Below are 26,199 nucleotides of genomic sequence, written 5' to 3' on the forward strand. Positions count from 1 at the left end.
CTCCGCTTTTCCCCTGCGACGGTTTGGTGCCAGCGCACACACGTACGCCAACTCGCCTGTATTACACGAAATCGCGCAGCCAATCCTTAATTCGCGCAAATACACTGACGTTGTTCGCCGGCCGAACCTGACGGCTCGCCGCGTTGACTTCCGCCGCCGACGGGCGCAGCCCTGTACGCGCAGCGTAAGCAATCGTTCCAACGCCATTGACGAACGACGGGTCGCGCACACCGAGAAATTCTGGAATGGCGATACGAACCGGAGACTGCAACTCCTCACTGGCCAAATCGGCAGCCGCAGGTGTCGACATCACACCTCCGTGGAACACATATCCGGCTGGCAAATCATCCGCATAGCCCATCTTTTCAATCTCTTTTTGCACGAGCGCAAATATCTCCTGCATGCGAGGTTCAACAATCGTTGCCAAGTCGTACTGAGTATACTCGGTTTCCTTGTTACTCCCCATCCGAGGCACGCGGAACGTCTCATGCTCCGAAGCTTGGGAAACCATCGCACAAGCATGCCGTAATTTGACTTGCTCTGCCGCAGTGGTGCTTGTCCGCAGACCAATCGCAATATCGTGGGTGACGTAGTCACCACCCATCGGGATGATGCTCGTCCCCATCAAAACACCGTTGCTAAAGACCGTCACGGACGTCGCTCCGGCGCCGACATCGACGAGTGCCACGCCCAGGCGACGTTCGTCCTGGGTTAAGGCAATGTGACTCGCCGCCATCGGCGCGAGCACCAAGTTCGCGACCTCCAGTCCGGCCCGCTCCACACAGCGTACAACGTTGTGAATCGCCGTGCGGCTACCTGTGATCAAATAAGCCTCCACCTCGAGGCGAACACCGAGCATACCGCGCGGATCCATAATCCCACGCAGGCCGTCGACAATGAACTCCTTTGCGACGACGTCGATGACTTCGCGTTCTGGAGGCAGCGCCACGACGCGAGCTTGCTGCAAAACGCGTTCGATATCTTCATCTGTAATTTCTCGATCCGCCGACGACACCGCTACCACACCATGACTGCTATGAAGTTGAATGTGATTCCCTGAAATCCCAACATAAGCAGACGAGATGTGAATGCCAACCATGCGCTCCGCATGGTCAACTGCTTCTCGGATCGATTCAACAGTCATATCTATATCGACAATGGAACCGTGGCGCAGTCCCTCACCAGAGGCGGAGCCAACTCCAATGACGTTGATGCTGTTTCCGGTCGGCTCTCCGATAATAGCTCGTATTTTCGAAGTGCCGATGTCAAGACTGACGATGTAATCTTCTTTGGCCAACCGAGTGGCACCTCCCTAGACCGCCCAAGACTGCGATTCTCTTTCTATTTCCACACGCTTTTCGACAATCCTCTATGACTTGCGAAAAATATTCACGACTGGACATTGCGCGCTGCAATATCGCGCTCCAACTTGCGCTGGCGCATCAGTAAAAAGACATGCCGGCGGATGGCCGCAATATTTTGGAACAGACGCACGCCAAACGCAACTACTGCAGCCAAATAAAGGTCAACACCGAGTTGATTCCCAATATAAGCAAGTAAAGCTGCAATCAGCGCGTTCGTGAAAAAGCCCGTCAAAAACACAGCACTATCAAACGTCTTTTCAAAGCTCGCCCGAATACCGCCAAAAACCGTATCTAAAGCCGCGAGGATCGCAATCGACAAATAACTTGTAAACGCAACTGGGATTGCCACGTTGGTTACTAAGCCGAGCGCGACACCGACGGCTAGTCCAAGCACAGGCAGCCAAATCATCAGCCATTCCCCTCCTTGGCATACTGTCCTGGCAGCGGGCCGCTGTACCCCGGTACGGTGACTCCGTCTTTTTGTGGGTACGAGCGGACGATAAAATCTTCTCCCATCGCCTCAAAATATCCTTGTAGCACTTCTACTGTCAATGCCGCCTGCATATCTTGAATGTTGCCCACCGCACGAATGACGTACGGCGTGGTGATGGGATGGCCGTTCACGTGTACGCCCCCAATCCCATCCACTTCCACAAGGCGAATCGCTGATGTCGCAACGAGGCGTTGATCATTGATGGATATCGCGGTGGCGCCATTGCCAAGCAACACGTTAACAACCTCGTCCAGCCACTGGTCGGCCTGCTGCGGAAATAGAGCCATTTGCGCCGGATTGGCGCCGAGCTTGGCGTCTGGCTGAATCGTGATGGTGATGCCAGGTCCAGAGGTAGGAAGAATGCCCGCCTGCTGCTCCAGTGATTTTTCATCCTTCTGTAGCACCTCGCGCAACTCGCTGGCACTGCCACTCGCTGCGCGGTACTCAGCGAGCTGCGCATTCAACTTGGATACCTGCTGTTCCAACAACAAGTGCTCCTGGGCTTGCTCCTGCACCTGCGTACGCAAGTCAATATAGCTGGTAGATTGTTGCCCAAACGAATTTTGCGAGGTCAGCTGCACGGTAAGCATAAAGCCCAGAGCCGTGGCTGTGGCTGTCGCTCCCCAGACGAGACTGCGCCGTTTCATCGCCTCACCTCAATTCACCGGCTGCAACGAGTTTGTGTAGGCCGGCATGTCGATGTCATTCTCGACTTGTGGCGTCGACACCTGCAGCCCTTGTTGACGCAATGCGTCAAGGATGCCTCCTTGAATTTCAAGAGCCGATGTGAGCGTCGCTGGGTCACCAATGGCCGAGACGGTAAACGGTGCACCGAGCCGGTGGCCATTGACCGAGACGACCGGCCCTTGACACTGGATGGCCGACGTTGCAACGACTCGATAGTCGTTGATGGCCACAGCCTCCGCTCCCGCGGTGAACAGTTCGTTGACGAGATTGCGGATGTTCCAATCGTGCGCCAAGATTTGCTCGATATCGGTGCCCCCTGAATCACCGTCGTTCAGGGTCAGCACGACACCCGGCCCATGCACAGGCGTACTGCCAGCCAAGATGCGTTCCCCACTCAAGCGCGCCTGCAGGTCTTGCAAAGATTGGCTCGATCCGGCCGACTTTTGTTCGTACTGTGCAATCTCAGCTGTCAGGTTGGCGAGTGTCTGGTCTGCCTCCTGATTTGACGCCTTTAACTCCGACAAGCGTTGCGTCAACTGTCGGTTGACGGCTGAACTGCCAGTATCGAGCACACCGAGGGCCGCAGCCACATGATTCTGTCGATAGCTGACGGCAATCATGAACCCAAGCACGACCGATACAGTGGTCAGCGACCATGTAAGCCTTTGTTGCGCGTTCACGGTTTACCGCCTCCGGTTTGTGATGTCAAGCCATTTGCCGCTGAGTTCGCTCCCGCAACACCATTCCCGCCTGTCCCCGCGTTCTGCTGACTACTACTCGTCGGCTGCGAGCCATTCGTGACAGGAGCCAACGGGGTATAGCGGTACGGAGGTTGGCCTGTCAAATCCACCGTACCAGGCTTGTACCCTTTTTGCACAAAGTAATGAACGACAGATTGCATTGCGTTTACCGCACCAGCCAGACTGTCAGCATCCGCAAGTACCACAAACCCGTTGTCCAAATACATAGAAATGGTTCCATCCCCATTGATATGGAACTCGGAAACGTCCGTGAGTTCGCCTGCCGGCACTTTTGCCAACTGCCTGCACACCGTCGAGACATCCCCGTTCATCATCGCATGGACTTGCACGTGTTCATCAGGTCCCGATACGAGCGGATATGGCAAGCCGGCGGACGATGGTTCCGCCGCAAACACGTATCCGTTGTTCAGCAGTTCATAGAATGATCCAGCTTCTGCATATACAGCCACTACCTGCCGCTCACGCAATGAAAGAGACACGGAGCCATGTAGCCAGTCGACTGTGACGGCAGCAGACTGTACCATCGGTAGCCGCCGTTCGATTCGCGCGGCTGCCTGCTTGGTGTTGACCTGCCACAGACTTTCCCCCAACTCGACGCCGCTGTTGGCCACAACATCAGCTTGCGCAATGGTGGTATTGCCCTTGACGGCAATTTGCCGAACGCGGGCGAGCGGCGACTCTAAAGCCACAATCAGGCCGATAAAGACAAAAAATCCTACGACGATTTTTCGATTGCGAGCCTTGCGTCGATCGCGCTGTTCTGCCGTCTCCGGCCGATGTGGCATGCATTCACGCCCTTTACTTCAACTTGCCCATGATAGGTGCCGCTTGCGCGGCACCTATTGCTCTAATCATTCACTTTGATGCGCTCGATGCACGCACCAACGGTGGACAAATGCGTTTCAATCGCCTGATAGCCGCGATCGATATGATACACGCCGTCGACTTCAGTTGCGCCGCTGGCCGCCAAACCTGCCACGAGGAGCGCGGCGCCACCGCGCAGGTCAGAGGCACATACCTTGGCCCCGGAGAGATTCGGTACACCGCGCACGATGGCTGTCCTCAGATCCACCGAGATGTCGGCGCCCATGCGCAGGAGCTCATCCACGTGCTTAAAACGCGCCTCAAACACACTTTCCTGAATCACGCTGGTGCCTTGAGCTACGGTTAGAAACGCCATAAATGGCGCCTGCAAATCAGTGGGGAAACCAGGGAACGGCGCCGTCCGAAAGTCGACGGCCGAAGGGGCGCCATCACAGATAAGCGTAATTATATCATGCTCCGTGTCGACGCGAACACCCGCATCTCGTAATTTTTGGATGACAGCACCCAAATGCCCAGGTTCGGCACCAGTCAGCGTAATCTTTCCCATCGTCGCGGCCGCTGCCAACATCAGCGTTCCCGTCACAATGCGATCCGGAATGATGCGATAGCCGATCTCGCCAAGTTCTGAGCAACCGTGCACGACGATGCGGTCATGCCCTGCGCCTTCGATGCGAACGCCAGCTTCGCGCAGGAAGTTCGCCAGATCGACAACCTCTGGCTCTCGCGCGGCGTTCTCGATCACAGTGGTACCATCTGCCAAGGCCGCGGCCATTAACAAGTTCTCGGTCGCACCGACGGAAGGAAAGTCCAAGGCAATGTGCGCGCCGAGCAGCCTCTTTGCTGTGCAGCGGATATCACCGTGCTCTTCCTCAATTCGCGCACCGAGCGCACGCATGCCGCGCAAATGAAAATCGATGGGCCGCTGACCGATGACACACCCCCCTGGCTTGCTCACGGTCACTTCGCCAAAGCGGGCGAGTAGTGGCCCCATCAGGAAGATGGAGGAACCCATACAGTGTGTTGTACTCAATAAGGCACATCGTCATAAGCGATAGACGATTTCAAGCTCAGGCACCGCGCTCCGATCGCGATGAAAAACGCGTACCTCTTGCACGAGCTCGAGCACGGCAAGGCGCAATGCAGCTTCATCGCCGTCGAGATCCTTGCAAAGTCGCTCCAGGCGCTGGCGAGCTGCAAGTACAGGATCGGGTGTGGCCGTTGCAAGCGCCACAAGTTGCGCATCATATTCACTCATCTCCGCCCGCAACGGAGATACATGACGGCGAAAATCCTCTTCGCCGAGAACGCCGCGCGTATAGCCATCGATGAGCCGATCGATCCGTTGCTGTAGGCGCCGTTGCCGCCTGCGCAAGTCTGCCTCACGCCGTCTCGGGTCGGTTTGTGCACGCAAAAGCACGTCGGAAAAATTGATCTTCGCGGTCCCAGCGGCAAGCACCTGACTTGTCACGCAGCGTTCAAACTCTTCCGCATCGACGCGATTTGCCACACAACCACCGGTCTGCACATATGTGCCACAGCGATAGATGCGCCGGCGCTGCCGGCCATCCTTGCGCTCATAAATCTGCCACCCGGCGTGCATGTTGGCCCCGCAGTACCCACATTTGGCGATCCCGGAGAGCAATCGCGCCGCTCCCCGCGTTCGGGGCGGCAGTGACTGGCGACGTTGAAACAAACGATTGATCTGCGTAAACTCCTCACTCGTCAGCAAGGCTTCGTGTGCCTGCTCGATACAAATCCAGTCTTCTACATTGCGCTCGACGCGAGCCCTGCCGGTGCCTTTGCGTCGATTCCACACCGCTGTACCCATCAAAGTCGGATTTTGAAAAAGCGTCCGGATTGCCGTTTCCGACCACAAGCGGCCGGTTTTCGAAGGCACGCCGCGATCGTTCAGATATTTTGCAACCTGCCTTGCTCCTTGCCCACTGAGCAAAAGCCTTGCCGCCTCGCGCACCCAAGGCGCTTCTTGTGGGTTGGGTGTGAGGCGGCCGGCGACGAGATCATAGCCATAAGGCGGCTTTTGCGCCAATGTGCCCCGCCTCGCCATGGACAACAGGTTTTCGTACACGCGCTCGGCGATCATCTCGCGTTCAAACTCGGCGATGACAGACAAAATCTGTGCAACGAGGCGGCCCATGGCCGTGCCTATTTCGAAGTTTTGGCGGGTGGAACGATAGAACACTCCGTGTTCGTTCATCTCTTCGATCAACTTCGCAAAATCGGCAACCCGGCGCGTCAAGCGATCGATTCGCGTCGTCACGACACCGACGATTTTCCCTGCGCGAATATCGCTGCGCAGTCTTTTCATTGCGGGCCGCTCCAGGTTTTTCGCGGAATAACCTTCGTCGCGGTAAACGGAAAATTCGCTGTAGCCATTGCCTCTTGCAAATTGCACCAACTGCTCCTCTTGTTCAAACACGCTGTTGCCTTCCTGTGCCTGCTCCTCGGTCGAGACGCGAACATAAAGCGCCAACCGCTTATCGGTCATCGCCTCTCGACCCCCGCTTCAGAGGTCAACTTGCGCCGGACAAGGGGTTCGATGACTTGCCTTGCCTTTTCTCGCCACAATTCCTCAGCGTCGGCAAACGGAACGAGCGCCTGCTTCGATTCCACGTAGACAAAGGAAGCGCGCACCTTCACGACCACATCCCCCCTACCAGACGCTATGCGGCAGAGGTTGTTCGCCTTGCCGGACGAGAATTAGATCCGGCTCCCCAGGCGATCGCGAATGGCTTGTGCAATCGCCGGTGCGTGCAAACGCCCGTTCTCGATGAAAATCCGATTGGCGTCATAACCTGAGACCACCACGCCCGCGATAAAGATCCCGGTTACGTTCGTCTCATAGGTCTCCGGATGATGTGTTGGGATACCGGATTGCGCATCGATTTCGACGCCGAGCTCCGACAGAAACGGCGTGTCGGGATGATAGCCGATGAGCGCTAGCACGTGGTCCGCCGCGATTTCGATGTCCCCTTCTGGCGTCGCCACTTGCACTCTGTCTCGCAAGATGGCCTTCACACGAGACTGAAAGTGGAAGGCAATGCGCTCGTGATCGATTAAACTCTGGATTTCCGGCCGCACCCACGGCTTAATTTTGTCGGATAAAGCAGCACCACGATGGATGAGTGTGACTTCGGCGCCGACTCTATACAAGTCGATGGCCGCTTCGGCGGCGGAATTGGTACCGCCGACAATCACGACCCGCTGCCCATAATATGGATGCGCATCGCGGTAGTAGTGCTGGACATGTGGCAACTCTTCGCCTGGAACGCCGAGCGCATTGGGGTGATCAAAATACCCGGTTGCGATCACGACTTGGCGCGCGTACGTCTGGATCTCTTGTCCTGCGAGCGTGCGGGACTGAATGGAAAACGCCATCTGCCCATCGTCCCAGGCAACCTGCTCAACCGTTTCGTATTGCCTGATTGGCAACTTCAGGCGAGCCACGACCGTGCGATAGTAATTCAACGCCTCTTGGCGTGTCGGTTTTCCGCCCTGCGTATAAAAAGGGATATCGGCGATTTCAAGCCGCTCGGGGGTAGAGTTGAAGATCATCTGTGTGGGGAAACGATAAATCGTCGAGGCGATGCAAGATTTCTCCAGAACGACATGATCGATCTGCCGTTTCTGTAGTTCTACGGACACGGCCAGACCACATGGCCCAGCACCAATGACACATACGTCGTACATCTCGAAATCGCTCCTAGCCTTCATTCATCTGTGATCTCTCCATTCCAATAATTATATCATGGCTTGTGAAGTACGGCTCAAAGCATATTAGGCAAGATAGGGGACCGCATCTTTTGCATCAGATGCATGGGGACATCGGTACTGTGGATAGTCGACGCGTCAACCTCAATCACGTCGCCATCCACACGTACCTTTGCGCCCAACGCCCTCAGGATTTCGACCATAACGTGCACATCTTCCAAATCGGGTACGTTTTCGACGACCGTCGTTCCATTGACCATCACGGTCGCCGCCAAAATCGGCAGCGCGGCGTTTTTCGCGCCGTAGACAGACGTCTCGCCAGAGAGCGGAACGCCGCCATAGATTCTCAGCCTATCCACACCCGTCACCTCCCTGAGATTGGCTCCCCCAGCACACGCACCTCAGTTTCCAATTCGATCCCATACTGATCGCGGACCACCTGTTGGGCGTGGCGAATCAGCCATAGCACATCCGCCGCTGTCGCCCCCTCGACGTTCACGATGAAGTTGGCGTGTTTATCGCTGATCTTGGCGCCGCCATGCTGAAATCCTTTAAGACCTGCAGCTTCGATGAGCCGACCCGCATGCGTGCCTTCTGGGTTGCGAAACACCGATCCGCAGTTTGGCCATGAAAGCGGTTGGGACTCGACGCGCTTTTGCGACCACTGTTTGACCTGCTTCACCAACGCGTCGCGATCGCCAGGTGACAAGGCAAATTTCGCTTGCGTCACGATGCCAAATCGGTCCTTTAAGATGCTGTAACGGTATCCGAACTTCAGATCGGCGTTTTGCAATCGTTCGATCTCGCCGTCGGCATTCATCACGTCCGCCCATTCCAGCACTTCGCACGTCTCCTTGCCATACGCGCCTGCATTCATCATGACAGCCCCACCCACGGAACCAGGAATTCCAGTCGCGAATTCAAGGCCAGCAAGACCGTGACGCAGCGCAATATTGGCGGCGGATACGTACGACCTGCCTGCCATCGCGATGATCGCGGCGCCCTCAATTTCCACCTTTGCGAATGCATCATGGAGCTTGACGACGACACCGCGAATTCCGCCATCAAGGACGAGCGCATTTGAGCCTCGGCCAATCACCGTGATCGGCAAGCCGAGATGCCGTGCGGCGAGCACCGTCCCGCGCAATTCGTCAAGCGAGGCAGGGACGACAAAATAGTCGGCCGGGCCGCCAATGCGCCAAGTGGTGTGACGTTGCATCGGTTCATCACACACGATGTTGGCAACGCCGTGCGACGTAAAAACAGAGAGGACTGCTTCAGGGCCCATGCGTGAACCTCCAAGTGCAATTTTGATGACGCCAGCCTACGCCCAGGTTCCGCATGGCATCATATGCGGCAGCGGGCGAACCGTGCCGCCACGACATCGTTTAGCTGCGGACAGCGGACATGACCAAATCGTACAGTCTTTCGACAGCCTCTGGTTGTCCGAATGACTTCGCGCGTTCCTTCATCACTGCGAGCTTGTCCGGCTTCAGCAAGTCGACCACACCATCCCACAGCCGATCCACCGTCAAGTCTTGTTCGCGTATCATCAGAGCGGCCCCCGCATGCACGAGATTGCGCGCGTTCTCCTCCTGGTGGTTCGCCGTCACGTACGGACTTGGGATCAGGATGGACGCGATACCTAAAGCGCAAATTTCAGCAAGTGTACTGCTTCCGGCGCGGCTAATGATCAAGTCGACGTGTGGCAATAAGCTTGGCATGTCAGAAATAAACGGATGGATGGAGACGTTTCGCGGCAACGCCCCTAACTCGCGCACAGTCTCATCGTAATGCGCTTCGCCAGTGACAAACAGGCAGCGCCAATCCGGATGCTGCGCAAACCGCGGCAACATTTGGGCGATCATCCGGTTGACTGATTCCGAGCCTCGGCTGCCGGTAAAAATGAGGACAACCTTTTGCCCACGCAAAATGCGATAGGTATCCAAGGCTTGTCGCTTGGCCGCAGAATCGACCGAAATGACCTCGCTGGCGCGCGGATTCCCTGTGAGGACAACGCGCCGAGCGCCCCGGAAATACCTCTCGCTTTCGGGAAAACACACAGCCACGGCCTCACTTTTCCGCGCACACAGTTGGTTTGTCAGGCCTGGGCGGGCATTGCCCTCCCAAATCACGCTCGGAATTCCAAGCGACTTGGCGGCGAAGACCACTGGCAACGTGACGAAACCGCCGGTGCCGACGACAACGTCTGGACGAAAGCGCCGTAAGAGGCGCCGCGCCTGAAAATAGCCGCGTGCTGTGACCAACAACGTGCGCACCGCTTGCAGCGACACCTGTCTGCGTAGCCCAGCGGCATCTACTGTGACAAAGGGCAAATCGAGCGGCCGTACAATCGATTGTTCCAGTCCGTTGCGCGTGCCGATGTAGAGACAATCAAGCGGATCGATCCGCCTTTGCATATAGCGCCAAAGCGACAGCGCCGGGTAAATATGTCCCCCAGTGCCGCCGCCCGTCAATACGACTTTCATCGAACCACTCCAGCCTGCTTCGAGATATTCAAGAGAATCCCGACGCCGCTGAGCAAGAGCGTCAAGGACGATCCGCCGTAACTAATAAACGGCAAAGTGATGCCTGTCGCCGGGATCGACCCCGTGACGACGCCGATGTTAATCAAAACCTGCACCGCAATCATGCCAGTAATGCCGACGCCAAGTAAAGTCCCAAACTCGTCTGGGGCATAGATGGCCGTGCGAATACCGCGCCACACCAGGACGGCAAATAACAGCAAGACGCAGATGCCACCTAGGAGCCCTAACTCCTCGCCGATAATGGAAAAGATAAAGTCTGTCTGTGGCTCGGGCAAGTAGAGAAACTTCTGACGGCTGTTGCCAAGGCCGAGACCCAAAATACCGCCGGACCCAAGCGCGTATAACGACTGGATAATCTGATAACCTTTGCCCAGCGGGTATTTCCATGGATCAATGAAGGCAGCAATGCGATCCATTCGATAGGGCGCAACCGCGACGAGACCGCCAAAGCCGAGCATGCCGACGCCGAATAGCGCCCCCAAATGGGACATTCGGGTGCCAGCTGCAAAGAGCATGATGACGGTCGTCCCCATGATAACGACACTCTGCCCGAGGTCTGGTTCCAGCATGATGAGACCCACTGCCACCAAGGCAAGTCCCATGGGCGGCACAAAGCCTCGCCAGAACGAGTGCATGCGATCCGCCGATTCGGCGAGCAGGTGGGCGAGAAATACGACCAGACCGAGTTTGGCAAATTCGGATGGTTGAATGCCAAGCGATCCGATGCCAAGCCACGCCTTCGAGCCGCCGCGGTTGACGCCGACAATGAGTACCAGGACAAGCATGGCGAAGCTGGCGACGGCGAGCTTAGGCGCATGTTTGCGCCACACATGATAATCGATGCGGGAGAACCAAAACATGCAGAGGACGCCGATGATCGCCCAGATCAATTGGCGCTTGGAAAAATAGAACGGGTCGCCGAAGCGCGTCGCAGACACGACGGACGAGGCACTGTGCACCATCGTGATCCCAAACGATAAGAGGACCAGAATGACGCCGACAATTGCGAGATCGCCCGCCTGACGCGGCGTAGAAGTGGCGCGAGTCTGAAACAAATTGGCCCCTCCTCAGACGCACCGGTGCCTGACAGACCGCTCGCGAGCGAGCTGCCGCTGGCACAGGCTGTGTGAGCGGCCCGCATAGGCGGCGGTGACAGGCCGCCCATTGGACACGCTGCTACAGTCTATGCACAGCCTCTTTGAACATGCTTCCCCGAACTTCAAACGAACTAAACATGTCCCAACTTGCGCATGCGGGTGACAGCAATACGGTGTCTCCCGGCTCGGCAAGGCGATGAGCGCGTTGAACAGCCTCGTCGAGCGAGGACGCAAGTTCAATCTGCTCGACCCCGGCTCGCTGACACGTATTCCGCAACGCCTCGCGCGTCTGACCAAGACACACGGCAGCCTTGACGCGCCCGCGCAATTCTGGCAGCAACGAGTCAAACGACAGTCCACGGTCCAGTCCACCCGCAATCCATACAATGCCGTGCGCAAACGAGCGCAGGGCTTGGCGCGCCGCGTCTGGGTTGGTCGCCTTAGAATCGTTGTAATAGCGCACGCCATGAAGTTCCCGCACAAACTCGAGACGATGTTCGACACCTTGAAACGTTGCTGCAACCTGCCGAATGGCCTCGTCAGACGCCCCGGCTGCCTGTGCCAACGCGGCCGCAGCGACGACATTTTGCAAGTTGTGGCGGCCGGGCAATGCCACCTCCGCGATGGGCAACAATCTGCGGACTTCGCCGCGCTCTGCAATCACGATATCTTCATCCTCGACACCGACGCCGAAGGCAAAGCGAACGTGATCGACACTGAAATAGTGCACGTCCGCACGTAAGCGCGAGGCACCGCCGGCGACGAGATCCTGATCCGCATTGAGCACGGCAATGTCGCCCTGCTCCATATTGGAAAACATCTTCCACTTCGCTTCCTGATACGCTTCGAATGTGCCGTGGTAATCGAGGTGCGCCGGGTAGAAGTTGAGCAAGGCTGCTCCTCGCGGCCGAAAGCGCCAAGTGCCCATCAATTGAAAGCTCGATACCTCAAGCACAACCGGTTCATCCGTCTGCTCCTCTAGCACGGCCTCGGCAAACGGCGTCCCAATGTTGCCCCCGACAAAAGGGAGCCGTCCTGCCGCTCGCAGCATCTCGCCGACAAGCGTCGTGGTCGTCGTCTTGCCGTTGGATCCGGTGATGGCATAAATAGGCCGCTCTGTGAACCACGACGCCACTTCAATCTCGCTGAAAATAGGCACCCCTTTTGCGGCGAGTTGCTCAATAAACGGAACCGTATACGGAATGCCAGGGCTTTTCACGACAAACTGCCATGGCCTATGAAGCAGTTCTGACGGATGCCCGCCAAAGACAAACTGTACACCATGCCCTGCTAGGGCCTTGATGCCTTCATCCGTTTCTGGCTTGTCACCGCGATCCGTCACGGTCACGCGAAAGCCGCGCCCTGCCAACAAACGAGCAGCCGCGGCCCCACTTTTGCCATATCCAACGACGAGCACATGTCCCGGTTCGCGCAACCACAAAGCAAGAGGTTCGCCATACCTGTCCACTTCCGGTCACCTTCCGTTTCGTTTTAGTAGGACAAGAGTGCGAGCGTGCCAAACGCACAAATGAACGAGGCAAACCAGAACAGAAGCACGACTTCCCACTCCGACCAGCCACCAAGTTCAAAATGATGGTGTAAGGGGCTCATGCGAAACACACGTCGGCCAAAAGTCCGGTACGAAAACACCTGAATCATCACCGACAAAGCCTCGATCACAAACACCAGCCCGAACAGGATGAGCGCAAGCTCACTGTGCGTGAGAACGGCAACCATCGCTAGCCCTCCGCCGATCGCAAGCGAACCTGTGTCTCCCATGAACACTTTAGCCGGGTGGCGGTTAAACGCCAAGAACGCAGCCAAAGCACCAACCATTGCCGCACAGAACAGCGCGACGTCGTAATTCGTATGCCAATACGCGTAGATGGCGTACGCCGCAAAGACCATGATGGCCGAGCCGGAGAGCAGTCCATCCAATCCGTCCGTCAAATTCACCGCGTTGGTCGTACCCACCAACACCAACAGGAGAAAAACAATATACAATACGCCAATCGATAATGCCCAGTTCGAAAATGGAATGTGAATGGCAAAGCCTTCACTACGCCCTTGCTGCAGGTACAGCATCAAAAAGAGCAAGATGGTCAACAGACTTTGCAACACGATTTTTTGTTTTGCTGTCAATCCCAGATTGCGCTTTTTGAGGATTTTGATCAAATCGTCGGCAAAGCCAATGAGACCAAACCCGACCGTCGCCACCAACAACATCGCTGTGTCGAGATTGTCAAATGCGAACCTAAGCGTCGTCAACACGACCGCGATAAGAATAATGACCCCACCCATTGTCGGTGTCCCCGCTTTCACCTGATGGTGTTGCGGGCCCTCTTCGCGGATCGATTGGCCAAATTTCAAACGGTGCAAAATAGGAATTGCGATGGGGCCGAGCAAAAGCCCGATCGCAAATGCCGCGATCGCTGTAAATAGTAAGGCCTGTAAGTCCAACGTCAGTTCCCCCTAAAACGCGTGGCCGAATTGGCCATCCGACCTTTCTTCGGGCAACTCCTAAAACGGATCGCGCAAATCCGCAATCGCCAGGCGCGCCTCTTCGCGATCATCGAAGTGCAATCGCTCGCTGCCGATGATCTGATAGTCCTCGTGGCCCTTCCCCGCGATGACGACAATGTCTGTTGGCCGTGCTTCGCGTATAGCATCCCGTATGGCTTGCCGCCTGTCGACCTGCTCCCGCACTTTGCTGGCGAGATTAGCCGGTATGCCCGCTCGCATATCGGCGAGAATGGCATGTGGATCTTCGCTGCGCGGGTTGTCACTAGTAAAGATCGCAAGATCGGCAAGCTGGGCAGCCGTTTCGGCCATACGCGGACGCTTCGTGCGATCGCGATCGCCGCCGCAACCAATCACGACAATGACCCGCCCCTGCGCAAACTCCCGCACACTGGTGAGGATGTTCGCGACGCCGTCAGGTGTGTGTGCGTAATCGACAAACACGCCGAACGGCTGACCGCCGTCGATCCGCTCGCAACGCCCCGGGACACCGGCATAGGAAGCTAGTCCTGTAGCGATGGTGTCAAGCTGAACGCCCTCGACCAGCGCGATCGCGATCGCTGCAAGTGCGTTGTACACATTAAAACGGCCAATCAACCCCGTGTGTGCAGTGAGAATCCCAACCGGCGTGCGCACGCGCAAGTGTGCCCCGGCTGCCGACAATTGCACGTCTTCGGCCCGAATGTCAGCCTCGCGTTCGATGCCGTAGGTCAAAATTGGCGCGGTGGTCGCATCCATCATCGTTTGTGCCCACGGATCGTCGGCATTGATGACCGCATGCGGGGCATTGCCCGTCGATTCGTCAAACGCATTGCCGAGACGGGCGAACAAAAGTGACTTGGCCGCTGCATAGCGCTCCATGGTGCCGTGAAAATCGAGATGATCCTGAGTCAAGTTGGTGAATGCAGCGCTCGCAAACGCAACCCCCGCGGCGCGCCGCTCGACCAGTGCATGCGATGATACTTCCATCACCGCATGGGAACAACCCGCATCGGCAAACACCCGCAACAGCCGGTGCACTTCGACCGCCTCTGGCGTTGTGTTGGGCAACGGAAGTTCAACGTCACCGTACTTCGCACCCACCGTACCAATGACGCCCGCCCGCTTTCCAGCTATCTCCAACAGATGGCGGACCAAATGCGTCACCGTCGTCTTACCGTTCGTGCCTGTGACGCCAACCACTCGCAACCGTCGCGACGGCCGCCCAAACAGGCGATCCGCCAGCAGTGCGGCCATGTGCCTCGAATCGCGAACAATCACTTGTGGCACGCCACGGGGGATGTTCTCGATCCGCCGTTCGACCAAAAGTGCGGCTGCTCCGTTTTCCACGGCCTGCGCCGCGAACGCATGGCCGTCAACCGTATGTCCCGGAATTGCCGCGAACAACGTTCCTGCCGTCGCCTGCCGAGAATCGGTGACGATGTGCAAAATATCAGGGTTCTCGGCGCCCGTAATTTGATAGTTGAGAAACGGCTGTACAAGCTGTCTCAAACGCATGGCTATCCCCCCTCGAGGCTCAGAGATTGGCCTCAGGTCCATTGGCAACTCTATTGGTTTGCCTCCACCTTGTCAATTGCCGCTCGGTTTGCCATCGCCCAGGTACAACCTGATGACGCTACCCGGCTCCACCTTGCTACCACCTGCCGGTGATTGCGCGACAACGACCTGGCCTTGGCCCTGAATGTCGACCTTAAGATTTGCGGAATTTTGCAACGCAAAATTTTGCGCCTGCTTCAGCGTCAACCCTTGGAAATTCGGTACCGTGACAGGCGGCACTTCCGGATATCGATACTTTTTAGGCAGCCCCTCTGGACTCGGCTGGACGCCCATCTCATGTAAGGCGTCATCCAAGATATTGCCAACGATTGGAGCAGCGATCACGCCACCGAACACCACGCCATGTTTGGGGTGAGGATTATCAATAGCGATATAGGCTACCAGTTTCGGCTGGTTCGCCGGTGCCATGCCAATAAACGATACGATGTAGTGCCCAGATTCGTAGTGCCCATTCTTCGCGACCTGCGCGGTGCCCGTCTTGCCAGCGATGCGGTAACCATCGCGGTAGGCCTTCCCGCCGCTGCCATTGGCTACGACACTTTCAAGCGCAGATCGCACTTGGGCAGCGGTAGCTGACGAGATGACTTGACGGACCACGGTCGGCTTCGTCTCTTCGACCACTTGCCCGGTGTCGTGGTTTAAAATTTCCGAGACGACATAGGGCTTCATCAACTTGCCACCATTGGCCACAGCCCCTACAGCCATCACCTGTTGAATGGGTGTCACCGAAACACCTTGGCCGAATGCCGTTGTGGCAAGTTCCAGTGGACCTACGCGGTTCAGTTTAAAAAGGATGCCGTTGCCTTCACCGGGGAGATCAATACCGGTCTTTTGCCCAAAGCCAAAGTTGCGAATGTACGAAAATAGGCTCTCCTTCCCTAGCCGCTCACCAAGAGCGATGAAGCCAGGGTTACACGAGTTTTCAACGACTTGCAAAAACGACTCTGATCCGTGTCCGCCTGCCTTCCAACAGCGAATGCGATGCCCAGCGACTTCGTAATAGCCCGGATCGTAAAAACTGTCCTGCAGATTGACTTTGTTCTCTTGCAGTGCGGCTGACAGAGTGACAATTTTGAATGTGGAACCAGGCTCAAACGTCTGCCAAATCGCAAGGTTGCGGTTGTACGTCGAGGGCGGAGCATTGCGCCAATCCGCGGGATTGAATGTCGGGTAGTTGGCCATCGCAACAATCGCGCCCGTCTGCGGATTCTCGACAATCGCCGTGACGGAATCCGGATTGTATTCCGCGACGGCTTGTTCAATTTCGCGCTCCACGTACTGCTGTACCTGCAGGTTAATGGTGGTTTTGATATCGTCGCCATCCGTTGGTTCGACGACAGATTGTCCCTCGCCCGGAATGAGTTCGCCGTTAGCCTTCGCGTAAAAGGTGATGCCGCCCTTCTGGCCGGTGAGCACGGAGTTGTACTGTTTCTCAAGGCCAGTCAAACCAACGTTCTCATAGCCCGTGATACCAAGAACTTGTGCAGCGAGATCGCCATACGGATAAGCGCGTTTGCCATCTTCAGTGAGATAAATGCCAGGCAAGCCAAGCGCGCGAATCTGATTCGCCTTGGCTTCCGACATCTGACGCCCGCCCGGTCGAATGTACACCATGAGCTCGCGTTGCGAAATTTGCCGCAGCACACTGGCCTCCGACATGTTCAGAATGGGCGCAAGTTTTCTGGCAGTACCCGGCTTGTCCTTGATCTGGCTAGGAACCGCAACAATCGTCGGCGCTGTCGCCGTATACGTCAATGGTTGACCTGCACTGTCGAGAATGCTCCCGCGAATGCCAGCGAGTGGCACCGTCCGATCCCAGGAACTTTTCGCCAGGCCAGCAAGCCATCCCGACTGCAGCACCTGTACAAAAAAGAGCCGTCCAACCAACGCTAGAATCGCTGCAAACAGCGCCATCAGCAACACGACTAAGCGCCGTCGCATCATTCCTCGAGTCACGCGCAACAGGTTCGCCCCCAAGCCATGCTTGTTCGTTGAGACTAGCCTATGCGGACAACTCGTGAATTAGAATGCGACGATATGTGAGTCATTAAGGCTTAAGCGTCACATCGACACCACTGCCAATGTGAACCGTTGTCCCGGCTGCCACCGACTGTGACACGACATACCCGGAACCCGAAGGATGGATATTCAACCCCAAGGCTGCCAACAAATTTGTTGCATCGCGCAGCGAAAGACCCGTCAGATTGGGCATGGCGACCGTCGTGCCCGCCGCGTTTTGGAACAGGCCATAAAGCTTACTGCCCTTCGCCACCTGGATCCCTGCCTCTGGCCACTGACGTGTGACCGTGCCGCTCGTACCGACAAACATGCCCGTCAAACCGTCGTTGGCCAACGTCTGTTTCGCTTGTGCCGAGGTCATCCCCACGATATTAGGCGTCTCGACGTACTGCACCTGACCCGCTCCTTGCATATCCTGAGCGACCGAAATAGATCCCGTAGGTGGAATGTGGTAGTAATTCAAACACTCCTGGAGAATGGCCTTGGCTGGCGGGATCGCAACCGTGCTTCCCCACGCCTCGTCCGGAGCCGTTTTCGGCCAGTACACGGTCACGTAGACAACCACCTTGGGATTATTGGCCGGTGCAAAGCCGATAAACGACGTCTCAAAGCGGTTGCTGTAATACTGGCCCGTCGTCGGATCGACAATCTGCGCGGTACCTGTTTTCCCTGCCACCTCATAACCCGGGATGGCCGCCCCACTGTCGATACCATGCTTCGGATCCGAGACATCAAGGACCATCGATTGCCTAACTTCATCGATGACCTGTTGGGATAGGAAACCATCGCGCACGACCGTAGGCTTGGTCTGTTCAACCACTTTCCCAGATGGAGTTGTGATTTTCTGCATAATATATGGCCGCATGAGCTTGCCGCCGTTCGCGATGGCATCCATCGCTGCAATCTGCTGCAATGGGGTCACCGCAATGCCCTGACCAAATCCGGCCGTCGCCAATTCGAGTTGCCCTTGCTCCGACTTTGGAAAAAGCAAAGATGTCGCTTCGTTTGGCAGATCGATCCCGGTCGGTTGCGTAAAGCCAAACAAGTTGAGGTACTTGTTCATGTTTGGCCACCCCAACGCCAAGGCAATTTTACTGAACCCGACATTCGACGACTCTTCAAGGGCCTGCTGGAACGTCAACGTTCCCCAGCCTGTATAGTTCCAATCGTGAATCGTCTGATTGTCAATCGTGATTTGACCCGATGTAAACGTCTGATAGAGTCCAATCGAGTTGGTTTGCAGAGCGGCCGCAAGGACGAACGGCTTAAACGTAGAGCCCGGTTCAAACGCGCTGCTGACAGCCCAATTTTGCGACAAGGCATCAAGGCTAGCCTTCCAGTACTGATTGGGATTGAAGGTGGGCCGACTCGAAATGGCAAGTATTGCGCCTGTCTGCGGATCGGAAACGATGATAGCCGCATGCGCGGGTTGGTATTTGGCCATCAGACTGTCCATCTCGTGCTCGACGTACCCTTGAATCGTGTCGTCGATGGTCAATTGGACGTTATCCCCCGGCTTGGCGGCCTGTGTAATGTGAAGGGAACCAGGCAAGGGCACCCCTGTCGGGTCCTGCTGGTAGGACATCACGCCATTTTTACCTGCCAGCAGCTTGTTGTATTCCAACTCGACACCGCTTTGCCCAGTGCCCTTTGATACATAACCAATTGCGTTAGCAGCGAACTCATCGTACGGATAAACGCGCTGTTCCGTCGGAGTAAAGGTGATGTCGTTGTACCATGCAATTTTCTTCGCATCAGGTGCCCATGCATGTGCATTGAACGCAGCAGCCAGCTTCTCTTTGACCGTCGCTTCCACCGGGGTCGGCAACTGGATCCATTCGCTCGGGCTATCGTCGCGGGACAACAATGCGACGAGCGAAGATTCGCTTGTCCCAAGAATCGGTGCGAGTATCGCAGCCGCCTGAGCCGCGTACGGCCGGACATTTTGAAGCTGAATGTCGACGTAATAAGCGGGGACATCGTAAGCTATTTCGTTGCCTTGCGCGTCGAGAATCGCCCCACGCGGTGCCAGCAGAGGTTTCGTGACATCGATCACTTGGTCTGCCGCCTTTTTAAGCGATCTCCCATAAACTTGTTGCACGTCATACACTCGAAAAACCACAGCCGCAAGACTTAAAACCATGATCCCCTGGACAAACCAAATCCGCCGTTTCTCGCGTTTCCAACTTTTTTGGCGCCCTCTGCGGTTGCGGTTCATGTCATACCCATGCTTCATCTGCTCACTGCCCCGTTTGATCGCTCGGTATCACAATTGGATTTTTGTACTGCATATGAAGTTGGTTAATAGCGACATTGAGAATGTGTGATGGCTGTTCCAATTGTGCCACCTGCGTTTTAAGCATGGCATTGACTGCTTGCTGTTGCTGAATTTGGGTCTGCAACTGAACATTGTTTTGATTGATCTCATAGATTTGAGCGCCCTTGGCAGCGACCATCCACACGGCGCCAAAACTGACCAAGCAACAGAACGACAAGCTTACCCGATTAAACCACACTTGCTTCTTTGCTCTTTGCCCCTGCTCGTGTTGCCTCCTGCGCTCGTCAGCGAGCGGCGTGCGAACAACCGCCTCTCGACGAGTGCGAACCTCCTCTTGTAATGCAGCCATCTCAAACCGTTCCTCCCATGCCAAATGCCTTTTTCTTACGTGATTCACAATTTTTCTATCACGCGCAATTTTGCCGAACGGGCTCTTGCGTTTTCTTGCACTTCAACGTCGTCTGGCGACACTGGTTTCCGCGTCACAAGCCGCCCCTTCGGTTGTCTGCCGCACTGGCAAACAGGGAGTTCTGGCGGGCAAATACAACCGGTTGCCAGTTCCTTAAACACTTGTTTCACAATCCTATCTTCAAGCGAATGGAAGCTGATCACAGCAAGCCTGCCACCGGTGCGCAGCAGTGAGAACGCCCCCGCAAGACCTCGCTCAAGCACGCCGAGTTCATCATTGACGGCAATTCGAATGGCCTGAAACGTTCGCCGCGCAGGATGCGGTCCCTTGCGCCTGGCAGGCGCCGGGATGGCAAACTTTACAATATCCGCCAATTCCGTTGTCGTCACAATCGGACGGTTGCTTCGGGCCTCCACAATGCGCTCTGCAATTGCACGAGCAAAGCGTTCTTCGCCGTAGTCGCGGAAAATGCGCGCCAATTCTGCTTGTGTCCAAGTGTTGACGATATCCGCAGCCGTAAGCTTTGCCGTTTGATCCATGCGCATGTCGAGCGGACCCTCGTGCCAATAACTAAAACCACGTTCTGGCACATCGAACTGCGGGGAGGACACGCCAAGATCAAACATCGCGCCGTCGATCTCTGTGACACCTAGACTGGGTAGCCGTTCCGCCATTTCGGCGAAATTTGCATGCACCAACATAAGGCGTTCCGGATAAGCCGCAACCAATGTGGCTGCATTGCGAATCGCAGTCTCATCTTGATCCATCGCGATCACGCGCCCACCCGGATGCGAACGCTCAAGTAACAGACGCGTATGACCGCCCCCGCCGAGCGTTGCATCGACGTATACACCACCGGAGCGTGGCGCCAAGGCATCCACGGTTGCCGTAAGCAGTACCGTTTCGTGCCGAAAGTCCACCTGCACATCACCTCATCGCTGGGTTAAAAGGAGAAATCCACGAGGTTTTCCGCGATTTCCGCAAACGACGACTCAGCTTCGCCCGCGTAGTTTGCCCAGATTTCTGTGTCCCAAATTTCTACGCGATTCGACACCCCGAGCAGCGTACAATCCTTTTGTAACCCGGCGTAGTCGCGCAACTTTTGTGGCAGGAGAATTCGACCTTGTTTGTCGAGTTCGCATTCGCTCGCTCCTGAAAAAAAGAACCGGACGAACGCACGCGCGTCAGCGCGTGTCATCGGCAATGACTTTAGTTTGCTCTCTAAAACGTTCCACTCATCGCGTGGGTAGACGAACAGGCACTTGTCGAGGCCGCGGGTGACGATGAACGACTCCCCCAAACCGTCGCGAAACTTCGCCGGCACGGTCAGCCGCCCTTTGCTGTCGAGGGCATGTTCAAATTCACCCATGAACAACGACACTCACCACCCGCCTGCTCAAACTCCCCACTTTGCCCCACTTTCCACCACGATTATACCTGTTCGCCCTCACTTATGGATCTCCTGCCACAAGTACCATGGAAATTTTTTAGTTCCCATTCACAAAAAAGGCGACCCAAGCCGCAAATTGCGGCCGGATCGCCCTAAACTGACGCCATTTCGCAGTTAGTCCACAACGATTTCAAGCACGGCACCCGGTTGCCCGACACTACCCCAGACTGGTAGACTCCCGAACCAATCGCACCCGAGTTCATTCCACAGGTTCAGCGGCGAAAGGCGGCGCTCCTGTTCGTGGCCGTCCGTCCAAAACCAGCGCTCAATGCGACGCAACTGGCGCACATCGTCGCCCCGCCGTCGTTCGGCAAGGTGCAATAGTTTCCGACGAAGCTGTGCCCACAGTTCGGCTTCGCGCTTCGCGTGCCGCTGCACCAACATATCTACCTGCGGCCCCAGCTCCCTATACTTGGTCGAAATGTCCAGCAGTCGCTGCCCAATCGCCGCGACCTCTTGCTCTGTGCAAGCCTCGATATCGTTGGCGAGATCGCCTAATGCATGCGTGTACACCAAATCCGCTGGCTCGCGAACTTGCGCAAACTCAATTTGCCAACGAGTCATGGCTCGCCACACACTCGGCACGGCGATCCGCATGCGCTGTCGCATGATGAGCGGCGGCAATGACCTCTCATGCGCATGAAAGACGGCACGCGCCAAAGCGTGATAAGCAATCTCCGAAGGCCCTCCCACATACGCCAGTGTGGGTAGAAGATAATCTTGAACGACGGGCCGCAAAAGGACATTGGCGCTAAACGCGGTCGGTTCTTGTTCGCCCACCGCAAGCCAATCTGAAATGCTCTTCTCTTCGCCGTGCCCGCGCGTGCGCAACCCCCCATCCGCACGCTCAAGAACGTAGCGGCGGCCATTGACGACGCGAAAGACCGTACTATGCAGTGGATCGCGTACGACTTCTGGCACAAATCCAGCAGCGACGACCTCTCCGTAGGCCTGCTTCAAGTTGGCCTGAACATCTTCCACATGTTGCAACGCATGAGCAAAGGCGGGCCAAGCAAGACGACGCAAGGCAGGAAGACATGGATCTAGAAAAACGATTGGATGATTGCGCAGCAGCTGCGCGAGCAACCGTGCGTACCAGACGGCGAGGGAGTCTCCTTCCTGCCAAGCCGATGCCAGACTGTGTAACAGTTGCGTCTTGTACTCTGCTTCCGGCAAGAGTTGATTCACCTCGTGGATTGCGCTCACGACCTGCCCCTCGGCGAGCGAGGCATGATAGACCATCTGGTGTGGATCAAAGTGATGCTGCAAACGAATGCGTGTCACCACATCGTCTCTGTCGATGACGTAAGCGTGATCGACCTCGCCAAAATCGTGATCCTCGGAAGCAATCCAGAACACAGGTACGACGGGTCGCGACAAGATCCGTTCCATCTCGGCTGCAACGCCAATGGCGGACAGCGCCTTGCTAATGGAATATAATGGGCCGGTAAAGAGCCCGGCCTGCTGGCCCGTTACGACCGCGACGCTTCGCGGATCGAGAAGCTTGGCAATCGCCTCGCGCTGTACAGCGCTCGCGCCAATTTGCAAACTATACACAGTCAAGGCGTCAACCAACTGTTGCCGATGCGCTTGGTCAAACCGCGTCACGACCTTGTCTGCCCGCGTTATGTATGTTGATTCAAGTGTCGGATTCTGCCCATCATACAGGTGGGCGACCGATGCGAAATCGAATAGATAAGCGTCCGTCAAGCGGTTGCCAGTCGGCGCTTGATGAATGGTACATTTCAAGGAGGAATCGCCCCTTCGTTATCCCATGATGGCCAAACCCATCATAGCAACAAGACAACGGGGAAGTAAAATCGTAAGGAGCTGTAAGATCTATTGAGCCAACATCAACCTTGTCAAAACTGTGCACGTCCTCTAGCCGGGCGCACGGCGATTGTCACCGGTGCATCGCGCGGCATCGGCAGAGCCATCGCCATCGGTTTGGCAGCTCGAGGCGCAAATGTAGCCGTGCACTACCACCGTCAGGCCAGCTTGGCCGCCGAAACGGTCAACGCATGTCTAGATTACGGCGTGCGGGCGACGGCCATCCAGGCAGACGTCGCGAACGAAACGGACGTCGCAGGCCTCCTACTGGCCAGCACGGAGCTAGGACCGCCGAGTATCCTTATTAACAATGCAGGGATTGCGGACTATGGACTGGCTATGGAGATGAGTCTCGCGCGCTTTCAACACATCTTGGCTGTCAACCTAACCTCTGTTTTTCTTTGTACGCGTGCGGCCATTCCATATCTCCGACGGCATCCGCACGCTCGCGTCGTCAACATCGCATCCATGCACGGAATCGCCGGCGCGGCCATGGAAGCGGCATATGCGGCTGCGAAAGGCGGCGTGATCGCCTGGACCAAGTCGCTCGCAAAAGAGCTTGCGTCTCTACACATTACGGTCAATGCCATCGCGCCAGGCGCCATCGACACCGACATGTTGGCACCATTTGACGCCGACGAGAAAGCCGCAATCGTCGAAGCGACGCCGCTTCATCGCCTTGGCAGTGTAAAGGACGTCGCTGCAGCTGCATTATTTTTGGCCGATCCGGCCGCGGACTTTATCACGGGTCAGGTGATCGGCGTCAACGGTGGCTTGCTGATGTAATCGATTTAGGGCGTTTGCCCTGCGCATTCGTCAACGCGCTCGCATGAACTGGATCTGTGGCCGCCTACTAACAGGTGTAAGGGGAAGCGATCCGATGGCAAAATCACGAGTCAATCAGCGCAAAACAAAAGGCGAACGCGGTGCCAGAGGACAGTTTCGAGCCATGGCGCGCGAGTTGGGGCTGACCGAAAGCGAATTTCAGCGTTTGGCCGTGGCCCTGACCAAGACGCTTAAGGGAGCGGCCGTTGTCGGTGAAGCGCCCGTATCTGCGCGCGATTTGCTCGCCATGCTCGAATCTCCCATTGTCCAATCTTTATTTGCAGCCATGATCAGCAACGTTCTAAAAACCACGACGAGCACGGATCCATCGACCGCGCCAGACGAAACGACACCAAATGAGCTTTTGCGTCCGCAACCAGTCGCGCCTTGGCCGGGACCGTATGTACAGGCACCGATGCCCCCACACGGGCACACCCAGCCATCACGACAGCCGCCAGGCCTGCGTTCGGAAATACCCAACTGGTACAACATGCCGCCCACAAGCCGTCCCGTCGCGCCTGCGCAACCGACACCTACGCCCGCTGCTGCACCGGCTCGGTTTGCACGCCAAAGCGGCGCACGTGAATATCGGCGCGCACGTTGATCCGTGCGTTTTGCAGGCGCTCCTCCCATGGGAATGCCGCAAATTGTTGGTATGTCGAGAATTGTCCGCGTATAGCCTTGGATACAGGAACGACATCGGTTTGATCCGCGACTAAGAGCCGCTTTAGCAAAGACTGCATGCGCGTGCTCACTTGTTGGTCCAATTCCTTTTCCAAGTGCGCGCGAGCCGTTGGGTCGACATAGTTGCGACTGCTCGAAATGTTGATGACATCGACGTCCATCGGTACGGATGCGGTGATTTTGACAGGATTGGTGAGACTGACCCGATATTCCGCAGGCCGTTCTTTGTGCAATTCCAACCCAATGTCCCGCGACGGATCTTCTGGGTCAGACAAATTCAACGTCGCGTGATGCACGCCACCCTGCAACAAACGCAGGTAGATACAGTCTTCCCCGGTGAGCGTATCCACCAATTTATCTCCACGAAAGACGGCTGCCCCCATCCAGTCGACAGGATTGCCGCCAAGGCGTTCAACTGTCCCCGCCTCATAACTAAGACCAGGCTTATCCGGCAACGAGCTTCCCTTGACGTATTGATTCAAACTGTAAAGCGGAGCAATTGCGTCTTCATGCGGATTTTCCATGCCGTCAATCAGGTTCTGAATCCGGCAGACGGGTGCGACCCCGGTTCGCTGCGAAACGAGTGCGACCCCGTCCGCGATGCGCGTGATGGCCGTGTCCAGCATGGGCTGGAATGCATCAATCACGTCTTTGGCTTGTCCGACCGCAACTGAGACCGGCACCGTCCGCCGAAATTCACGGTAGCGGGTCAGTGGCTCAATATACGGCTGAATACCTTTTTTCGCGAGATCGCTACCGAATACGATGAGCGATAGGTGCGAAAACGTCACCGTTCGCTCAATCGATCCGCCGGCGATAACCATCGCCTCCGAAATGCTACGCGCCCGCACAGTTACGGGCTCTTTTCCAGCCAGTGGCTCCATGCCACCCTTACTGTCACCACCCGACGGGTTGATGGGTTGAGCAATTCGGAACGTACAGTCGATCAGGTTGCCAGGTGCGGCATCCACACCGAGCACGCTGACAAACGCTTGCTGTTCCAACTCCTGTCGGTCATAGCAACCTCCGACAAACATCGGGACACCGCATATCCAGCCAACAGCAGCCCACTTTGTCAAACGCGGCCACTTGTGCAACCAAGACATTAGTCGCATATCTGTC

25 protein-coding genes are annotated in these 26,199 nt (G+C 56.4%); 2 read left to right on the plus strand and 23 right to left on the minus strand.

Annotated features, from left to right (window positions below; genetic code table 11):
* Positions 1–61: 61 nt before the first annotated feature.
* From ftsA to bshC, 22 genes are all read right to left on the minus strand, one after another.
* Positions 62–1,297, minus strand: a complete 1,236-nt coding sequence (gene ftsA / locus BLU70_RS08405) for a cell division protein FtsA (RefSeq protein WP_006446858.1) — start codon at positions 1,295–1,297, stop codon at positions 62–64.
* A gap of 92 nt (positions 1,298–1,389) precedes the next feature.
* Positions 1,390–1,773 carry a small basic family protein gene (locus BLU70_RS08410; RefSeq protein ID WP_006446857.1) on the minus strand — a complete coding sequence of 128 codons (384 nt, stop codon included), beginning with the start codon at positions 1,771–1,773 and terminating at the stop codon, positions 1,390–1,392.
* A complete protein-coding gene (locus tag BLU70_RS08415; RefSeq protein WP_040289385.1) occupies positions 1,773–2,504 on the minus strand; it encodes a DUF881 domain-containing protein in 732 nt (243 codons plus the stop codon). Before BLU70_RS08415 ends, BLU70_RS08410 begins: the two co-directional genes overlap by 1 nt.
* Positions 2,505–2,513: 9 nt before the next feature.
* A complete protein-coding gene (locus BLU70_RS08420; RefSeq protein ID WP_006446855.1) occupies positions 2,514–3,224 on the minus strand; it encodes a DUF881 domain-containing protein in 711 nt (236 codons plus the stop codon).
* Positions 3,221–4,090 carry a cell division protein FtsQ/DivIB gene (locus tag BLU70_RS08425; protein ID WP_074693187.1) on the minus strand — a complete coding sequence of 290 codons (870 nt, stop codon included), beginning with the start codon at positions 4,088–4,090 and terminating at the stop codon, positions 3,221–3,223. The genes BLU70_RS08420 and BLU70_RS08425 overlap by 4 nt, the downstream gene beginning before the upstream one ends.
* Before the next feature lie 62 nt (positions 4,091–4,152).
* On the minus strand, positions 4,153–5,160 hold the full coding sequence (gene murA, locus BLU70_RS08430) for a UDP-N-acetylglucosamine 1-carboxyvinyltransferase (protein ID WP_338082083.1): 1,008 nt from the start codon (positions 5,158–5,160) through the stop codon (positions 4,153–4,155).
* A gap of 12 nt (positions 5,161–5,172) precedes the next feature.
* A complete protein-coding gene (locus tag BLU70_RS08435) occupies positions 5,173–6,636 on the minus strand; it encodes a recombinase family protein (RefSeq protein WP_074693189.1) in 1,464 nt (487 codons plus the stop codon).
* Complete coding sequence (locus BLU70_RS14590) at positions 6,633–6,788, minus strand: hypothetical protein (RefSeq protein ID WP_157785463.1); 156 nt, start codon at positions 6,786–6,788, stop codon at positions 6,633–6,635. Before BLU70_RS14590 ends, BLU70_RS08435 begins: the two co-directional genes overlap by 4 nt.
* A 60-nt stretch (positions 6,789–6,848) precedes the next feature.
* A complete protein-coding gene (locus tag BLU70_RS08440) occupies positions 6,849–7,838 on the minus strand; it encodes a YpdA family putative bacillithiol disulfide reductase (protein WP_040289383.1) in 990 nt (329 codons plus the stop codon).
* Positions 7,839–7,915: 77 nt separating this feature from the next.
* Positions 7,916–8,218: a UDP-N-acetylglucosamine 1-carboxyvinyltransferase gene (locus tag BLU70_RS08445; RefSeq protein ID WP_040289381.1), complete on the minus strand. Its 303-nt coding sequence runs from the start codon at positions 8,216–8,218 to the stop codon at positions 7,916–7,918.
* Between the two features lie 5 nt (positions 8,219–8,223).
* The gene (gene murB / locus BLU70_RS08450; RefSeq protein WP_074693190.1) at positions 8,224–9,147 is read right to left on the minus strand and encodes a UDP-N-acetylmuramate dehydrogenase; all 924 of its coding nucleotides are present in this window, start codon (positions 9,145–9,147) and stop codon (positions 8,224–8,226) included.
* Positions 9,148–9,247: 100 nt separating this feature from the next.
* Positions 9,248–10,348: an undecaprenyldiphospho-muramoylpentapeptide beta-N-acetylglucosaminyltransferase gene (gene murG / locus BLU70_RS08455; RefSeq protein ID WP_074693191.1), complete on the minus strand. Its 1,101-nt coding sequence runs from the start codon at positions 10,346–10,348 to the stop codon at positions 9,248–9,250.
* Positions 10,345–11,463, minus strand: coding sequence for a stage V sporulation protein E (gene spoVE / locus BLU70_RS08460; protein ID WP_006446846.1), 1,119 nt, complete (start codon positions 11,461–11,463; stop codon positions 10,345–10,347). Before spoVE ends, murG begins: the two co-directional genes overlap by 4 nt.
* 121 nt (positions 11,464–11,584) lie before the next feature.
* Positions 11,585–12,973, minus strand: a complete 1,389-nt coding sequence (gene murD / locus BLU70_RS08465; protein ID WP_338082084.1) for a UDP-N-acetylmuramoyl-L-alanine--D-glutamate ligase — start codon at positions 12,971–12,973, stop codon at positions 11,585–11,587.
* 23 nt (positions 12,974–12,996) lie between these two features.
* A complete protein-coding gene (gene mraY, locus BLU70_RS08470; RefSeq protein WP_006446844.1) occupies positions 12,997–13,965 on the minus strand; it encodes a phospho-N-acetylmuramoyl-pentapeptide-transferase in 969 nt (322 codons plus the stop codon).
* 60 nt (positions 13,966–14,025) lie between these two features.
* Complete coding sequence (locus BLU70_RS08475; RefSeq protein ID WP_074693192.1) at positions 14,026–15,522, minus strand: UDP-N-acetylmuramoyl-L-alanyl-D-glutamate--2,6-diaminopimelate ligase; 1,497 nt, start codon at positions 15,520–15,522, stop codon at positions 14,026–14,028.
* Positions 15,523–15,594: 72 nt separating this feature from the next.
* The gene (locus tag BLU70_RS08480; RefSeq protein ID WP_476774930.1) at positions 15,595–17,544 is read right to left on the minus strand and encodes a stage V sporulation protein D; all 1,950 of its coding nucleotides are present in this window, start codon (positions 17,542–17,544) and stop codon (positions 15,595–15,597) included.
* A gap of 85 nt (positions 17,545–17,629) precedes the next feature.
* Positions 17,630–19,837, minus strand: coding sequence for a peptidoglycan D,D-transpeptidase FtsI family protein (locus BLU70_RS08485; RefSeq protein WP_244885159.1), 2,208 nt, complete (start codon positions 19,835–19,837; stop codon positions 17,630–17,632).
* A 4-nt stretch (positions 19,838–19,841) separates the two neighbouring features.
* Positions 19,842–20,228, minus strand: a complete 387-nt coding sequence (locus BLU70_RS08490) for a septum formation initiator family protein (protein ID WP_040289380.1) — start codon at positions 20,226–20,228, stop codon at positions 19,842–19,844.
* Positions 20,229–20,272: 44 nt separating this feature from the next.
* Positions 20,273–21,208, minus strand: a complete 936-nt coding sequence (rsmH, locus tag BLU70_RS08495) for a 16S rRNA (cytosine(1402)-N(4))-methyltransferase RsmH (RefSeq protein WP_074693193.1) — start codon at positions 21,206–21,208, stop codon at positions 20,273–20,275.
* A 23-nt stretch (positions 21,209–21,231) separates the two neighbouring features.
* Positions 21,232–21,663, minus strand: a complete 432-nt coding sequence (gene mraZ, locus BLU70_RS08500; RefSeq protein WP_040289377.1) for a division/cell wall cluster transcriptional repressor MraZ — start codon at positions 21,661–21,663, stop codon at positions 21,232–21,234.
* 189 nt (positions 21,664–21,852) lie between these two features.
* A complete protein-coding gene (gene bshC, locus BLU70_RS08505; protein ID WP_074693194.1) occupies positions 21,853–23,487 on the minus strand; it encodes a bacillithiol biosynthesis cysteine-adding enzyme BshC in 1,635 nt (544 codons plus the stop codon).
* 93 nt (positions 23,488–23,580) lie between these two features.
* On the opposite strand from bshC, the gene BLU70_RS08510 reads away from it, so the two are divergent.
* Both BLU70_RS08510 and BLU70_RS08515 read left to right on the plus strand, forming a co-directional pair.
* On the plus strand, positions 23,581–24,354 hold the full coding sequence (locus tag BLU70_RS08510; protein WP_074693195.1) for an SDR family NAD(P)-dependent oxidoreductase: 774 nt from the start codon (positions 23,581–23,583) through the stop codon (positions 24,352–24,354).
* 94 nt (positions 24,355–24,448) lie between these two features.
* A complete protein-coding gene (locus tag BLU70_RS08515) occupies positions 24,449–24,997 on the plus strand; it encodes a hypothetical protein (RefSeq protein WP_074693196.1) in 549 nt (182 codons plus the stop codon).
* On the opposite strand, the gene BLU70_RS08520 is transcribed toward BLU70_RS08515, so the two are convergent.
* A complete protein-coding gene (locus BLU70_RS08520; RefSeq protein ID WP_244885160.1) occupies positions 24,927–26,192 on the minus strand; it encodes a Ger(x)C family spore germination protein in 1,266 nt (421 codons plus the stop codon). The genes BLU70_RS08515 and BLU70_RS08520 overlap by 71 nt on opposite strands.
* Between the last annotated feature and the right edge of the window lie 7 nt (positions 26,193–26,199).

The sequence above is a fragment of the Alicyclobacillus hesperidum genome (genome assembly GCF_900107035.1).
Lineage (GTDB): Bacteria > Bacillota > Bacilli > Alicyclobacillales > Alicyclobacillaceae > Alicyclobacillus > Alicyclobacillus hesperidum.